Origin of the sequence: Pseudanabaena cinerea FACHB-1277, assembly GCF_014696345.1 — a bacterium.
GTDB classification, from domain to species: domain Bacteria; phylum Cyanobacteriota; class Cyanobacteriia; order Pseudanabaenales; family Pseudanabaenaceae; genus Pseudanabaena; species Pseudanabaena cinerea.
The window spans coordinates 41720-57528 of the sequence record NZ_JACJPY010000002.1 but is presented as its reverse complement, the minus strand read 5'-3'; the positions used below and the strand labels follow the sequence as shown (position 1 = coordinate 57528).

Here is a 15809-nt window from a genome sequence, read left to right as displayed (position 1 = left end):
GCCCGTTCCACAAGGATTCTGCTTTTGTGGGTCAGACATCTTGTCTGACAAGGCTTACAGACACTTTTGTCAGTCAATCAGCTCAGAGCCTGTTTGAAAAGTCTCGGTCTTCGCTAAAAACATAGATTGATCCCCATTCCCCCCCCTTCGTAAGGGGAAAGATTAAAGAAGTCTCCCTTTTTAATGGAGACTTCTAGGCAGATCAAAACTTTTCAAACATTCTCTTAAAAGCTCTAATATGAATCAAATTATATTATTAGTCCCTTGATCCTATGGATAAACACATCTGGATTGCCCAGCTATCTCTAGTAGCGCATATTGAAGGCGGTTACTTTGCCGAAACCCATCGCTCATCAGAAACAATTACCACATCTCGCGAAGGGCAAAATCGGGCAGTGATGACCTCCATTTATTATCTCTTGACAGACGATCGCCCTATTGATCATTTGCATAAAAATCAGTCTGATATCATGCATTATTTCCATGCTGGCTCACCGATTACCTATATCACGGTTGATCTAGAGGGGAAGTTGCATAGAGCGAAACTAGGGCTGGATCTCGCTCAGGGACAAGTGCCGCAGTTACTAGTTCCTAAAGGTTACTGGAAAGCGGCTGTGCTGGAGTCAGGTGAATATGGTTTGTTGGGGGAGTCGGTTGCCCCTGGGTTTGACTATCGAGATATGGCGATCGCCCATGCTGATGAGATCAAGACTCAGTTTCCCCATCTATGGAATGATTTAGCCCCCTATGTCAGGTCTGCTTAAATCTTCTGAAATAAGAGACTTCTCAAACACGCTCTAAAAGAGAAGGAATAAAATTTAAAACTTGTTTTTGTCGATCTTCCGCAATCATTAAATTACAGCAGGTAGTTATGGCAAATGAGGCTCAGACGATATTGCAAAAAACATGGGAGCAATGTTCTAGCTTAATCATTGATCTTGATGGCGTGGTTTATCAAGGTAAACAAATGATTGCTGGTGCAGATGTTGCCATTGAACAGTTTCGGCAGGCTGGTAAGCAGATTATATTCTTAACCAACAATTCCGCTAGCTCCGTCCTCGCGATCTGGCAAAAACTAACCAATCTTGGCATTGTCTGCGATCGCCAAGAAATCTTCACCTCAGCTTCCGCATCCGCAAGCTTCATCGCCGATCATGCCATTGACGGCGGACAGGGGGTCTTGGTGATTGGCACTGAAGCCCTAAAACAGGAGGTGCAAAACTATGGGTTAAATCTTGGTGATGCTCATCATTGCGGCGCTGTCTTAGTGGGATTGGACGCACAATGTAACTATCAGGCGATCGCCCAAGCCCTGACCGCCTTAAATAAGGGCGCAAAATTTGTTGCCTGTAACCTTGATGCCAACTTCCCGACAGAAGGAGGGCAGTCGCTTCCAGGCTGTGGGGCAATCGTGGCGGCGATCGCGGCGGCAGCCGAAAAAAATGTGGATTTTGCGATCGGCAAGCCCAACACCATCATGCTAGATATAATTAAGGAAAAGACACAAGTATCCTTGGAGAAATGTTTAGTTATTGGTGATATGTTAGCTTCAGATATCCTGATGGCTAATCGGGCGCATATCCCTAGCATCTGGATCACTGAGACAGCCGATAAATATGATCAGTTTGCCAGAAGTTTGCCCAGTGATTTGCCCAGTGATTTGCCCAGTGATTTGGCAGGTAATTTGGCAGGTGACTTAGCAGGTAATTTGAGGGATAATTGGGCGACCCGATCGCCAACAACTTCCACCCATCGCCCACAACCAACTATAGCTATGACTAGTCTAAAAGCAATTGCTCATACCCTAGCGATCGGTACAGCCCATTCAGGCTTTGAGTAGTACAGAAATGTTTTTGAGTCAGCGCTTTACGCTGTAAATAAATCTTGCGATAACCGTTGCAAAATTTATAGCAATCAAGACAGGAATCAAAACCATAGACAAGTCACACTTTTAAGACAATTCATTAGGATGGTGAGTGATGTATAGGCGCATATTCAACTGGTTGGCGATATTTGCAGTTACCCTAGGACTAGTAACCTGTAGTGCTGTCCCTAATAGCAACAACATCATAACCACGACTGGCTCCCTCACCGATGCTGATGCCTTACGCAACAGGGGGCAAACCTTAAACGCATCAGTTCCCAACACCAAAACCGATATGTTTCGGATTTGGTGGCCCCAAGGATTTCTCACAGAAGAAAATACCCTCATCGCCCAGATCGTGGAAGGATGGGAAAAAGAAAGTGGCAAAAAAGCTGCCATTACACTAATACCCGCCAATCTCCTCGACTCAGAAGTCGTCAAAGCCCTAGAAACTGGCAATCCTCCCGATCTTTTATACAGCACCACTGGCGACACTAATTTATTCCCGCGTCTAGCTTGGAAAAATGAACTGGCAGATGTTGCGGACGTGATTAATCCCATTAAGGACGCATACTTGCCCGTTGCCTTAGAAACCGTTAACTATCAAAACGGTAATTTTAATAAGCGCAGTTACTACGCAGCTCCCATTGGACAGCAAACAGTCCATATCTTTTATTGGCGCAATCTACTAGAAGAGGCAGGTTTTAAAGACACCGATATTCCCAAAAATTGGGATCAATATTGGCAATTTTGGCAAACCGTCCAGAAAAATTTGCGTAGCAAGCGTAACTCCGAAGATGTCTATGCCCTTGCCTTGGCGATGTCTGACCTAGGAACCGATACATTTTTGGGCTTTGAAGAATTTTTGGAAGCATATGATGTCAAGATACTTGATGACAATGGCAAGCTCATAATTAGCGATCCTAGCAATCGCCCCAACATCATCAATGCCTTACGAAAATATAGCGATCTTTATAAAGGTGGATTTGTACCGCCAAGGGCTACGGAATGGTCAGATTCTGGTAACAATATCAGTTTTTTAGAGAGCCAATCGGTAATGACCGTCAATAGTACCCTATCGATTCCCTTGACCCAAAAATTACCGAAAAACAAATATAACGAATCTTCCCGCGATCTATATTTCAATCGTATTGTCACAGCCGCGCTGCCCGACAAACCCGATGGCAAAGTTCTCAAATCCATTTTAGGAATTAAGCAGTTAGTAATATTTGAAAAATCTAAGCATAAGGAAGATGCTAAGAGCTTTATGAAATATTTTCTCAAGCCAGAGGTGATAGGGCGCTTTATTCGTGAAGGGAGCAAAGGGCGCATGGTTCCTGTGATGCCTCAGTTACTTGAAGATGAATTTTGGAAGGATAATGATCCTCACTTTGCCGCAGTGATTAATCAATTGCTGCGACAACCGACTAGACCTTCCTATGAGGCAGTTAATCCAGCCTATAGTGTTGTTTTAGAACGGAATATTTGGGCAAAGGGAATTTTGCAAATCTTGCGAAATCAAGCATCAGTGGAGCAGGCTGCTGATAAAGCGATCGCTGATATTGTCGATATCTTCAGCAATTGGAAATAGTAATCAGAAGCAGTTACGTTGTTTCTGGGATTACCGAGTTTAAATAAAACTTTTAAATAAAACTTTTAAATAAAACTCTTAAATAAACTTCTAGATTTAATTGGGATAGAGGACAAAATGAATTTTTGGGGCAAGAGCTTACTTTTACAACTCGTAACTTACTTTTCAGTCCTATCGACCGTGACCGTAAGCATTGTCGCGTTTTCTGCCTATGTGCGATCGCGTGATGCTCTCCAAAATTCTGTAATTGACCGTTTGCAAGTGGCAATTTCGCTAAAAGAATTTCAACTCAATGAATGGGTTAGCAGTCAGCGCAAGGATGTATTGCTATTAGTGCAATTGCCAACCGTCAGAGATGAATTAAATATCCTGCTAACTAATCCCACTAATAAACCAGAATATATTAGTGCCTATAGTCGTCTCAGCAAATTCCTAGCAGAAGTCACTGCGGTCAAGCCAAATTTGACCAGTATTATCGCCACTACTAACGGTGGATTTGTGGTTTTTTCTAGCGAAAATAGTGCTTTAGTTGGCAAATTCCGCCCTCTTGGTGATCCCACGACTTTTTTTACTAAACAGAGTGCTAATACGGTCGTTCCTAACTTTTATATTTCCCCTGCAACGGGTAAAGCACAAATCACTTTTGCCACAAATGTATTTGATCGCGAAAATTTAGCAATGGGGGCAGTTTCGATTAATCTGGCATTGCAGGATATTGATAATCTGATCCGTGAGCGTACTGGTTTAGGGAAGACCAGTGCCACCTATTTAGTCGGGCGGGCGGGCAAGCGTAGTGTATTTATTTCAAGGGAGGAGAAGAAAGCGGAAGTAGAAGGGCAAGAAGGGAAGGATAAACCGAATACAGCACAGATCGCTGAGGTTAAGAGCGAAGCCATTGATCTTGCCTTGGCTAAACAGGACGGTTTCGGTCTTTACGCCAATTATGCTGGAGTGCCTGTGGTGGGGGTATTTCGATGGTCAACTAGTCAAAACTTAGCAATTATTGCAGAAGTTAGTCAAGATGAAGCTTTTGAACCTGCAAATCGGTTGGCGCGGGATATTTTGTTGATTGGATTAAGCTCGGCGGGTATTTTGCTGGTGGCGGTATATTTGTTGGCGCGGCGGATTACTCAACCAATTTTGGTGATTGCGGATGCGGCTAATCAGGTTTCGGGCGGCAATCTCAATGCTCAAGCACCTGTAATGACTAAGGATGAGATCGGCATTTTGGCGATCGCCTTTAATCAAATGACTTCGGAACTCAAAAGCTCTGGCGAGCAGTTAGCTGACTATAGCCGTACCCTAGAACAGAAAGTTGCCCAACGCACCAGTGAAATCAAGGCGATCATCGATAATATGGTGGATGGTTTGGTGGTAGTAGATGGGGAGAATCGGATTACGCAGTTCAACCCCGCACTTACGGGAATGTTGGGAATTAGTAGTAAAGCGATCGAAAATGCAACTAGTTATAAGGAGATTTTTAGAACCGCCGAAATGACTAACCTAGTCATGAATACGAGAGAATATCCTCAACAGGTTTTTAGTGAAGAATTTGCATTGCCCGACCGCCGTACTGCCAAGGCAGTGGCAACCGCAATCTTTAGAGAGAACTTAACGACTAAGGAAACTAGTGATTTAGAGAACACCGTTACGACTGGTGTTAATTTCCATAGTCATAGTCAGGGATCTCAGGGTAAAGCAGATTATTTAGGGACGGTAATTCTGATTCGTGATATTACAGCCGAGAAGGAAGTTGATCGCATGAAAACAGACTTCATTTCCACAGTATCCCATGAGTTGCGAACACCGCTAACTTCGGTTTTAGGATTTGCAAAATTAATTCAGAAAAAGCTAGAGGAGTCTATTTTTCCTTTAATAACAACCGAAGATAAAAAGGTGAAGCGCAGTGTACGGCAAGTGACAGAAAATATTGAAATTATTGTTTCGGAAGGAATGCGCTTAACCAAGTTGATCAATGAAGTACTGGATATTGCCAAGATCGAAGCAGGGAAGATGCAATGGAATATGGATAACTTAGATATTACGGAGGTAATCAATCGGGCAATCTCGGCGACATCGGCATTATTTGAGCAGAAAGGCTTGACCTTGGTGAGAGAGGTTGATGCAGATTTGCCTGTAATCTATGGGGATAAGGATCGCTTGATTCAGGTGGTAATTAATTTGATTTCTAATGCCGTTAAATTTACCGATCAAGGCACGGTTACTTGTCTAGTGCAGTATCAGCAATTGACTAATCCTTGCGTCATCGTTAGCGTAATTGATCAAGGGGTTGGCATTTCTGAATCGGATCAACCAAAGGTATTTGAGAAGTTTAAGCAGGTGGGCGATACTTTGACCGATAAACCGCAAGGCACGGGGCTAGGTTTGCCGATTTCTAGGGAAATTGTCGAGCATCATGGCGGCAGGATTTGGGTAGAAAGTGAAGTTGGTAAAGGCAGCACATTTTCCTTTACTTTGCCGATCTCGATGGCAACGAATAGCGATCGCCAGCCATTACCATCGATTAACTTTGAGATTCTCATTGAACAGTTGAAGAAGCGAGCGCTCTATAACCATGAGCAGCAATCTATTCAAGATGCTACTGCTGGCTCCATACCGAGTTCTGTCATTGGTTCACCAAAAAATATTCTAGTAATTGATGACGATGCAAGTATTCGGAGCCTATTGAGACAGGAGCTAGAAGCAACGGGCTATGTCGTGAGTGAGGCAGCTAATGGACAGGAGGCGATCGTTAAGGTTCGCGAAAATCGCCCCGATTTGATTACCCTTGATATTATCATGCAGGGCATTAGTGGTTATGATGTTGCCGCAATTCTCAAATCCGATCCCGCCACCCTCAATATTCCGATTATTATTGTGTCAGTGTTAGACGATCAAGAAAGAGGATTGCATTTAGGAATTGATAGCTATATTACGAAGCCTCTAGATACTGCCCTATTACTGCGTGAGGTGGAGCTATTGTTATCGAGCAAGGTGAGTAAAAGCAAAAAGGTTTTGGTGGTGGATGATAATTTTGAGGCGATCGATTTGCTGATGGAAATGCTGCGAAATCAGGATTTTATCCCTTCTACGATCGCCCCTACAGACAACCTACACGATCGGGTGATATCTTCACCACCCGATGTAATTATTGCCAGTACTAGGCTGGCGGAACAGATCCAAACTCTCCGCGCCGAAAAGACCATGACACATACTCGATTTTTGCTAGTCGCCGAGCGCTAATTATTGTAAGACATCTGCGGGAGTGAATTGGAAAATCTGGGCATAAAATTCAAACTCACTGTCAAGGGCTTTCTTGATGTTTTCGGATTTGCGGAAACCATGCTGCTCACCCTCAAAGGGGACGTATAACACAGGTAGTCCTTTCTTTTGCAAAGCCTCCACCATCATTTCCGCTTGATTGGGCGGCACGACCCGATCCTCCAGACCTTGAAAGAAGGCGATCGCACAGGATAGTTTCTCGGTGAAATGGATGGGCGATCGCTGAATATAGATTTCCTTCTCTTCGGGATATTTGCCAATCAGACTATCGAGATAGCGCGACTCAAACTTATGGGTATCCTTTGCCAAGGCTTCGAGATCGCAAATGCCATAGTGACTTGCGCCAGCTTTGAAATCATCGCGAAAGGTCAGCGCACAGAGGGTAGTATAGCCGCCTGCACTGCCGCCCGAAATGGCAAGGCGATCGCCGTCGACTAAGCCCTGCGTCACTAAAAATTTGGCACCATTGGCGCAGTCATCAACATCAACAATGCCCCACTTCCCTTTGAGGCGATCGCGATAGGCGCGACCATAGCCCGTACTGCCGCCATAATTAACATCTAGCACCGCAAAGCCGCGACTAGTCCAATATTGAATCCCCAAACTGAGACTGCTGGAGGTGGCTGCGGTTGGTCCGCCGTGACTCTTGACTAATAATGGCGGTTTGGCATGGGTTTCTCCTTGAAAATCAGCATTTTTCGGCGCATAAAATAAACCATAGGCGGTTAAACCATTTTCCGTGGGAAACTCAATGGCTTGGGCGGCGGAAATATAGGCGGGGTCAATTTGCAAATCTGAGGCAACGCGCACTTTTTGCCAAGTGCCATTGGTCAAATCCAAAAGCACGATCGCCGATGCTTCTGTACTCGCTCCACCGTGAAAGGCACAGTGATCGCCTTGGCACTTTAACCCAGAAATAGAAGTAAAGGGAACATCTATAATCTGCAAACCCCGATCTAAATTTTGCGGATCAAGCTTTGCTAAATAGGACTTTCCATTTTGGCTATAGCTGCAAATCACCTTGCCATCTCCTGCAAAGCCATAGGTACTCATGCCAAATACCCATTGGGGCATTCCAAATTCTGCTGCCATATTGCAGAGTGGTTGAATATTAGATAATTCATTCAAATCCACAGCATAGAGATTCCACCAACCCGTGCGATCGCTGACAAAGTAGAGCTTGCCATCGGGCGACCATTCGGGCTGAAAAATAGATTCGGCGAAGCCGCCAGCCACTAATTGCGGATTCTCAATGGTGAGAATTCCCGATCCTGTTTCCAGCAGATCGCCAACCCATAGTTCCGTACCATCCCAAGGCATATTTGGATGCTGCCAACTCAACCATGCGAGGCGATCGCCTTGAGGACTAAGCCTTGGGGATGCATAAAAATCAGCCCCTGCTGCTAATACTTGAATGTCTTCCCCGTTAGTCGTACTAATCGCCACAAGGCTATTAGTCGGTTCGCCCCCTTCTGAATTGGCGTAAGTATGATCTTCGCAAATACAGATCAAGCGCCCATAGTTGCGACTCCATGCAAAATCAGCATAGCGACAGTTATTTTCAGGGGTTAACCTCTGGGGCGCATTGTCCCCAACTTGGCGATAGATGCCGCGATCGCTAAAGTTAGAGAAATAAAGCCTACCATCTTCGATCAAATATTCGCCGCCGCCATACTCATGTACCTGCGATCGCACATTCTTATCCTTGGGAGTGATCTCTATGTAACTGCGATCGTCATAACCCATGATCACATTGCGTCCGCCCTCCGTAGGTCGCCCCTCATTCCAATAGACCTTGCCATCATCAAGGGCGATCGCCCCCAAGCGAATACTGCTAGAAACAATTAAATCGGAGCTAATCGGTGATTTCCAAGAACCATAGGGAGCAGTATTCATAGAGTACGTTTGACAAATGTTGTAGCGGGTTTATCTATGAATTATAGCTGTGGTTATTTCGGTTCGCACATAAACCCATCTTGAGTTGCCTCTGCTTTTTTACTGCATTCATCAGGATTATATGATTTATATTTACCTATGATAAGTATAATAATGATTGACTGTCACCAATGTTTAGCGTAGTCTAAATTTACTGATGTCTCAGTACCTCTAAATTTAAATTTTTTTTAATTTTTTAGCATTAACAATGCTTTCACAATCAATAGCAAAATGGCAATAACAAACAAAATAAAGTTTGATAACCTACGGGGCGATATGTTTGGCGGTCTGACCGCCGCGATCGTCTCTTTACCTCTAGCACTTGCCTTCGGTGTCGCCTCTGGCGCAGGACCGATCGCGGGGCTATATGGTGCAGTCTGTGTAGGCTTCTTTGCAGCTCTATTTGGTGGTACACCTACCCTGATTTCGGAGCCTACAGGGCCAATGACCGTGGTTATGACCACGATCGTTGCTTCTCTAACCACCAAAAATCCTGAAAACGGTTTGGCAATGGCTTTTACCGTAGTGATGATTGCGGGACTTTGCCAAATCGTATTTGGTTATTTCAAACTTGGCAAATACATTACCCTGATGCCCTATAGCGTCATTTCTGGCTTTATGTCAGGTATTGGCGTGATTTTGGTGATTTTACAAATTGCCCCATTTTTAGGGCAGGCTCCACCTAAAAATGGCGTTTTAGGTACTTTCTTATCTATTCCCGATTTAATTTCTAAAGCAGCCTCTCCCGATAATCTGCCTGAAGTAATTCTGAGTGTTGTTACCCTCGCCATTATTTTCTTAACCCCTAAGAAGATCAAGAAAATCGTTCCCCCACAATTGATCGCCCTAATTGTCGGCACGGTCATCTCCGTTACAGTATTCAAAGATGTCACTGGCATTCGTCGCATCAGTGATGTGGGACCAATCCCCGTCGGCTTGCCGCAATTCCGTCTGCCCATATTTGGACCCGATGAAGTGACAATCATGCTGGTCGATGGCTTTATGCTAGGGATTCTCGGTTGTATTGATACACTTTTAACAGCAGTCGTTGCCGATAGCATTACCCGTACCGAGCATAAATCTGACAAAGAATTAATCGGTCAAGGTATTGCCAACATCGTTTCAGGGATCTGCGGTGGCTTGCCTGGGGCAGGTGCAACCATGGGAACAGTGGTGAATATTCAGACGGGGGCAACTTCGGCACTTTCGGGCTTGACCCGTGCATTGGTGTTGCTAGTGGTCGTCTTGGGTGCAGCGAAATATACGGAGCCAATCCCGATGGCAGTTTTAGCAGGTATTGCCCTCAAGGTGGGTCTGGATATTCTCGATTGGAGTTTCTTAAAGCGATCGCACAAAATTTCGATCAAAGGCTCTTTGATCATGTACGGTGTGCTACTGCTGACGGTATTTGTGGACTTAATCGTGGCGGTGGGTATCGGTGTATTTATTGCGAATATTCTCACCATTGAGCGCCTGAGCGAGTTGCAGTCGCAAGAGGTTAGGCTGATTTCCGATGCTGATGATGATGCCCGTTTGACTAAAGAACAAAAGGAGCTATTAGACAAAGCAGGGGGGCGGGTCTTGTTGTTTTATCTCAGTGGCTCAATGATCTTTGGACTATCGAAGGCGATCGCCCGTGAGCATAATGCGATGAAGGATGCTGATGTCTTGGTAATGGATCTTACCGATGTGCCATCCATGGGTGTGACCGCGTCCTTGGCGATCGAAAATGCAATTCGTGATGCTGCCGATCGCGGTTTGCAGATTTATCTTGTCGGTGCAAGTGCTAAAGTCTCTAAGCGCTTGGAGAAGCTGGGTATTTTAGAACTGATTTCTAGCGAACATATTAAGAGCGATCGCACTGAAGCTCTAAGCAACGCTGTGGATCTGTTGCATAGTAAGTAGTTACAGTGCTTTGCGCTTAAACCCAAATCCAAAAAATCTTTGAAAGCGTTGCGAGGCAGAGCTTTCAAAGATTTTTTGGCTAGATTTACCAATCCATTCAAAAAAGCATAGATAAAAATCTATGATAACTGCAATTTATTTCTTGGTTAGTCAATGGTTTAATTTGTTTGGATTAGTGTACATTTAAAAATGTAAAAATAATTTAACAATTGCAATTTACATTTTGGTCTTTTAGAGATTGAAATCCCTCAGCACTCATTCTTGATAGTATGTTATGGAAACTTCTTTTGTTTCCTTGAAAGCAGACTTAAAGTTCTATTGCTGTAAGAGTGAAATACCTCGATATTTACTAATTTGGGACAGTGCGACAATACTTTCCTTTTTTGAAGACCAAACCTAGCAATATTTTCTGAACTGACAAATAGTGCAACACCTTTTTAGTTCAGGGCTTCTCTCTATATAGTGACCGTCATTTGTGTGAGTACAAATCGAAACATAGAAATTGAAGGGTAGCGCAAACCATCGTTTTCTAGTTTTGGATTCTAACAATAATGATTAAGTAGCTAGGCAAAAGAAAAGTTGAAACCCAAAAAGCTATAGCGTAAGCGCAGTCTGCGCTATAGCTCTCTGGGTTTTTGATTTAATTATGCTCATCTACTTACAGCTATAAATCTTTAAAAATCATTCAGTTTATCTATTGCAATAATTCTCACCAGAGTACACAAAATGAGGAGGTGTTCATGGATTTCTTGTCCCTTTTTCTAGCAGACTTTGTTAAGCAGCTACAATCCCCAACCCTTGGCTTTTTGATTGGTGGAATGCTCATTGCTGCTCTTGGTAGCGAATTAGTAATTCCAGAGTCAATTTGTTCAATCATTGTCTTTATGCTGCTCACTAAAATTGGTCTGACTGGAGGAATTGCGATTCGCAATTCTAACCTGACAGAGATGGTCTTACCCATCTTGATTGCCGCGCTCGTGGGGGTTGTGATTGTATTCATCGCTCGCTATACATTAGCTAATTTCCCGAAGGTCAAAACTGTAGATGCGATCGCTACTGGCGGTTTGTTTGGCGCGGTGAGCGGTTCTACCATGGCAGCCGCCCTGACACTTCTCGAAGAACAAAACATTCCATACGAAGCATGGGCAGGTGCTCTCTACCCCTTCATGGATATTCCTGCGCTTGTAACTGCGATTGTTGTAGCAAACATCTATCTCAATAAGAAAAAGAATAGTGTCGCTGCTTCTACCACGCAGGAATCTTTGAGCAATCAGCCCGTTACGTCAGGGAATGATTCCGATCAGCCCAATTACCCCAACAGCCGACAGGAGTATCTTAGTCAGAAGAAAGATGTTGCGAATAATCGGGTTAAGATATGGCCAATTATCAAGGAAAGCCTGCAAGGTCCTGCCGTATCAGCCATGTTGCTAGGTCTTGCTCTTGGAATATTCACCAGACCAGAAAGCGTCTATAAAGGCTTCTATGATCCCGCTTTTCGCGGATTGCTTTCAATCTTAATGCTAGTCATGGGGATGGAGGCTTGGTCAAGGCTTGGCGAACTGCGTAAGGTAGCTCAGTGGTATGTCGTGTATAGTATTATAGGTCCATTCTTGCATGGTTTAATTGCCTTTGGTCTCGGCATGATTGCTCACTACACCATGAACTTCAGCATTGGTGGTGTAGTGGTCTTAGCTGTCATTGCCTCATCTAGTTCAGACATCTCAGGTCCGCCTACGTTGCGAGCTGGCATTCCCTCAGCTAACCCATCTGCTTATATAGGTGCATCTACAGCCATCGGTACACCAGTGGCGATCGGCATATGCATACCGTTCTTTATCGGTCTAGCTCAAGCTATTGGCGGCAAGTAATTCTAGGCTGATTCAGTCTTTCTGTATTCCCTTGAATGGGAAGATTAAGTAGTTTAGTTTGTATGTTTTTTAGTTTAATTTGCATATTCTAAGGAGATAAGCAGCATGGCAAAGCAAGCCAACAAGCTAGTCATAGTCACGGAAAAGATTCTATTGAAAAAAATCGCCCATATCATTGAGGAATCTGGGGCGAAAGGATATACAGTGATGGAGACTGGTGGTAAAGGTAGTCGTAATGTGCGTTCATCGGGACAACCTAACGTTTCTGATGTCCAAGCGAATATAAAGTTCGAGATACTGACCGAAAATCGGGAGATGGCTGAAAATATTGCCGATCAGGTCGCTGTGACATATTTCAATGATTTTGCGGGGATTGCCTATATCTGTAACGCCGAAGTCTTGTATGGACATAGTTTCTGTGGACCAGACGGTTGTTGAACCGATTTGCCAAACTCAGTAATACAAGATCAATAAATAGCTCAGCCATTTATTGATCTTGTATTACTTCATGAAAGTAGGACAACACTGATAAAAACTGTACATAATTAAGGTAAATAGCTTATGTTTTCGATCGCAGCGATCGCCCAATCCATAATCCCATCCATATCAACATTACCGATGCCCCATACCTTCATCGCCACAATGGAATCAGAAAGTGCGCCAATCATACTCTCAGGCGTGTTGCTGACCCTAATCGTAATCTACCTTGCCAGTAAAATTGGCAGCGAAATCGCCAAGAGGCTAGATTTGCCCCCCGTGCTAGGGGAGCTAGTCGCGGGGGTAATTGTGGGGGTATCAGCGCTAAGGTTAGTAATTTTCCCTGAGGGTGGTTTTACGGCGGCTGACTCTTTGATCATGACAATATTGCAGAGTCTCAACCAACTCACCCCCGAAGCGGTTAATCATGTTTTTGATCAGCAGAGTGAAGTAATTAGTGTGCTTTCAGAGTTGGGGGTAATTATCCTCCTGTTTGAAATTGGCTTAGAGTCGGATATTCGCCAACTCAAGGAAGTAGGGATTCAAGCCTTTGTCGTAGCTTTTATTGGTGTAATTGCCCCCTTTGCTGGCGGCACAATTGGCTTGATGTATTTCTTCCATGTGGCAGCGATTCCTGCCATTTTTGCAGGAGCCGCCCTGACCGCCACCAGTATCGGCATTACCTCAAAAGTACTCGCCGAAATCGGTCAGCTAAAGTCTAAGGAAGGTCAAATTATTGTCGGTGCAGCCGTAATCGATGACGTATTGGGGATCATCGTGCTGGCAGTGGTTGCTAGTTTGGCGAAAACAGGTGAAGTCGATATCACCAATGTATTTATTTTATTGATCAGCGCGATCGCCTTTTTATTCGGCTCAATTCTTTTGGGTGGTATCTTCAATAAAACCTTTGTGGCTTTGGTTAGCAGTCTCAAAACACGCGGTAATATCGTAATCCCTGCCTTTATCTTTGCCTATATCATGGCGTTTATTGGCAATGCCATCCATTTAGAAGCAATTTTGGGAGCTTTTGCCGCAGGCTTAGTACTCGATGAAACCGATGCCCGAAATGAATTAGATGAATTAATTAAGCCCGTTGCCGATTTGCTTGTCCCGATTTTCTTTGTTACTGTTGGTGCAAAAGCGGATCTATCGGTTCTCAACCCCACCATTTCCGAAAACCGCAGTGGTCTGTTAATTGCAGGATTTTTAATCTTAGTGGCAATTATGGGCAAGGTGATTACAGGCTGGGTAGTTTTTGGTGTGCCTAATGTCAATCGTTTAGCGATCGGTATTGGTATGGTTCCCCGTGGTGAGGTCGGTCTAGTATTTGCAGGTATTGGCACTGCGAGTGGTGCGATCGACAAGCCCCTAGAAGTGGCAATCATTATCATGGTGATTTTGACCACTTTCCTAGCACCGCCATTTTTGCGCCTTGCCTTTGGCAAAACTAGCGAGCCTCCTGCTGGTGGCGAACTAGCGACAGAGTAAAGATCCCTGATCATGTCAAATAAAGAAATGGCTACGCCATTTCTTTATTTGAAAACCATTACTGGGTTTAGTTTTTAATATAAAAGACCGCCAAAAAATCTACCTACAGACACTTTCTCCACTTGATCTTGTAATCGAAAAAGCGTCAAACTCCCCTCCTTCCAACTCACCCACCACAGTTACTTGTTCCCCGAATTTAATGTGGCGAGTTGTATAGTCACCACACAGATCGTAAGCATCAACCACAATAGAACGACTTCCGTTATTTAGCCGAAACCCATCCTCCCAAACTTGATCCACCCTACCAGCAAAAGTATTGTTGTGCATCTGGGCAGTTGCCGCTCCAGTCATATAGATTCCAACCACAGAAAAAGTAAAAAATGCAAGATTTAGCTTCATAATTGACTCTCTAAGGGACTAATTAATGTTGTGTGAAATTAAAATTTAATATGGAATATAGCAATTTGATGTGGACTGGCGAATAACGTTTCTCTATGGTTTGCATCAGCAGATAACATTGTTAGTAAAGACAATTGGCAAATTCAGCAAAAGAGTTATGGATCTGGGCGTTGAGAGAATTACAATAAAATTAAAAATTGAAAAAACGTCTCGATGTACTTTTAGTAGACCTAGAGCTTGCGCCATCCCGTGAACAGGCGCAAAAATTTATTCGTGCGGGTTGGGTGCAGGTCAATCAAGCCATAATCGATAAACCAGGCACCGAGGTTAAGGAAGATGCGGCGATTTTGGTGAAGGAGCGATCGCCCTTTGTCTCCCGTGGTGGCGAAAAACTAGCGGGGGCATTGGCAGCGTTTGCAGTGGATCTCAGCGATCGCATTTGTTTTGACGGCGGTATCTCTACGGGCGGATTCACAGACTGTATGCTCAAGCAAGGTGCAAGCAAAGTCTATGGGGTGGATGTGGGCTATGGGCAGGTGGCTTGGGAGATTCGCAGCGATGAGAGGGTGGTTTTGCGCGAGAGGACAAACTTGCGCCATCTCACCCCTGAAAATCTGTATGGTGAGACTGATCCAATCCCCGATTTTGCGGTGCTGGATCTGTCCTTTATTTCTTTAACCAAGATTTTGCCTGCTCTATGGGCGCTATTGCGATCGCCCCGTGAAACATTGCTGTTAGTAAAACCCCAATTTGAAGCAGGAAAAGGACAGGTGGGCAAAAATGGCATCGTGCGGGAGCCAAAAATAAGAGCCGAGGCGATCGCCCAAGTATTAGCCACCGCTCAAGAGCTAGGCTGGCAGTTTCAAGGCTTAACGCCATCACCCATTCAAGGGCGCACAGGCAATTTTGAATATTGGCTCTGGCTCAGCGATCGACCTAGCGATCTGGCTGCGCCGATCTTTACTGAAATTTTGGAAATTACCCAAGGTTAAAGTTGCAG

At 44.3% G+C, this 15809-nt stretch carries 11 protein-coding genes; 9 read left to right on the top strand and 2 right to left on the bottom strand.

Annotated elements, in window-relative coordinates:
- Nucleotides 1-272 precede the first annotated feature (272 nt).
- The 4 genes from H6F44_RS01065 (at nucleotide 273) to H6F44_RS01050 (ending at nucleotide 6698) form a co-directional block, all read left to right on the top strand.
- Nucleotides 273-764: a cupin domain-containing protein gene (locus H6F44_RS01065; RefSeq protein ID WP_190349066.1), complete on the top strand. Its 492-nt coding sequence runs from the start codon at nucleotides 273-275 to the stop codon at nucleotides 762-764.
- Nucleotides 765-871: 107 nt separating this feature from the next.
- The gene (locus H6F44_RS01060) at nucleotides 872-1840 is read left to right on the top strand and encodes an HAD-IIA family hydrolase (protein WP_190349065.1); all 969 of its coding nucleotides are present in this window, start codon (nucleotides 872-874) and stop codon (nucleotides 1838-1840) included.
- A gap of 139 nt (nucleotides 1841-1979) precedes the next feature.
- A complete protein-coding gene (locus H6F44_RS01055) occupies nucleotides 1980-3455 on the top strand; it encodes an ABC transporter substrate-binding protein (RefSeq protein WP_190349064.1) in 1476 nt (491 codons plus the stop codon).
- A gap of 117 nt (nucleotides 3456-3572) precedes the next feature.
- Nucleotides 3573-6698 carry an ATP-binding protein gene (locus tag H6F44_RS01050; protein WP_190349063.1) on the top strand — a complete coding sequence of 1042 codons (3126 nt, stop codon included), beginning with the start codon at nucleotides 3573-3575 and terminating at the stop codon, nucleotides 6696-6698.
- On the opposite strand, the gene H6F44_RS01045 is transcribed toward H6F44_RS01050, so the two are convergent.
- Nucleotides 6699-8633: a S9 family peptidase gene (locus H6F44_RS01045; protein WP_190349062.1), complete on the bottom strand. Its 1935-nt coding sequence runs from the start codon at nucleotides 8631-8633 to the stop codon at nucleotides 6699-6701.
- A 270-nt stretch (nucleotides 8634-8903) separates the two neighbouring features.
- Here H6F44_RS01045 and bicA point away from each other — a divergent pair, with 270 nt between their 5' ends.
- The 4 genes from bicA (at nucleotide 8904) to H6F44_RS01025 (ending at nucleotide 14410) form a co-directional block, all read left to right on the top strand.
- Nucleotides 8904-10577, top strand: a complete 1674-nt coding sequence (bicA, locus tag H6F44_RS01040; RefSeq protein ID WP_190349061.1) for a bicarbonate transporter BicA — start codon at nucleotides 8904-8906, stop codon at nucleotides 10575-10577.
- Between the two features lie 740 nt (nucleotides 10578-11317).
- Nucleotides 11318-12445 (top strand): sodium-dependent bicarbonate transport family permease, encoded by a 1128-nt coding sequence (locus H6F44_RS01035; protein WP_190349060.1) that lies wholly within the window; start codon nucleotides 11318-11320, stop codon nucleotides 12443-12445.
- A 105-nt stretch (nucleotides 12446-12550) separates the two neighbouring features.
- On the top strand, nucleotides 12551-12883 hold the full coding sequence (locus H6F44_RS01030) for a P-II family nitrogen regulator (RefSeq protein ID WP_190349059.1): 333 nt from the start codon (nucleotides 12551-12553) through the stop codon (nucleotides 12881-12883).
- A gap of 180 nt (nucleotides 12884-13063) precedes the next feature.
- A complete protein-coding gene (locus H6F44_RS01025; protein WP_242016388.1) occupies nucleotides 13064-14410 on the top strand; it encodes a cation:proton antiporter in 1347 nt (448 codons plus the stop codon).
- 99 nt (nucleotides 14411-14509) lie between these two features.
- Here H6F44_RS01025 and H6F44_RS01020 read toward each other — a convergent pair whose 3' ends face one another.
- Nucleotides 14510-14761 carry a hypothetical protein gene (locus tag H6F44_RS01020; RefSeq protein WP_199301934.1) on the bottom strand — a complete coding sequence of 84 codons (252 nt, stop codon included), beginning with the start codon at nucleotides 14759-14761 and terminating at the stop codon, nucleotides 14510-14512.
- A 245-nt stretch (nucleotides 14762-15006) separates the two neighbouring features.
- Here H6F44_RS01020 and H6F44_RS01015 point away from each other — a divergent pair, with 245 nt between their 5' ends.
- Complete coding sequence (locus H6F44_RS01015) at nucleotides 15007-15801, top strand: TlyA family RNA methyltransferase (RefSeq protein WP_190349056.1); 795 nt, start codon at nucleotides 15007-15009, stop codon at nucleotides 15799-15801.
- Nucleotides 15802-15809: the final 8 nt, after the last annotated feature.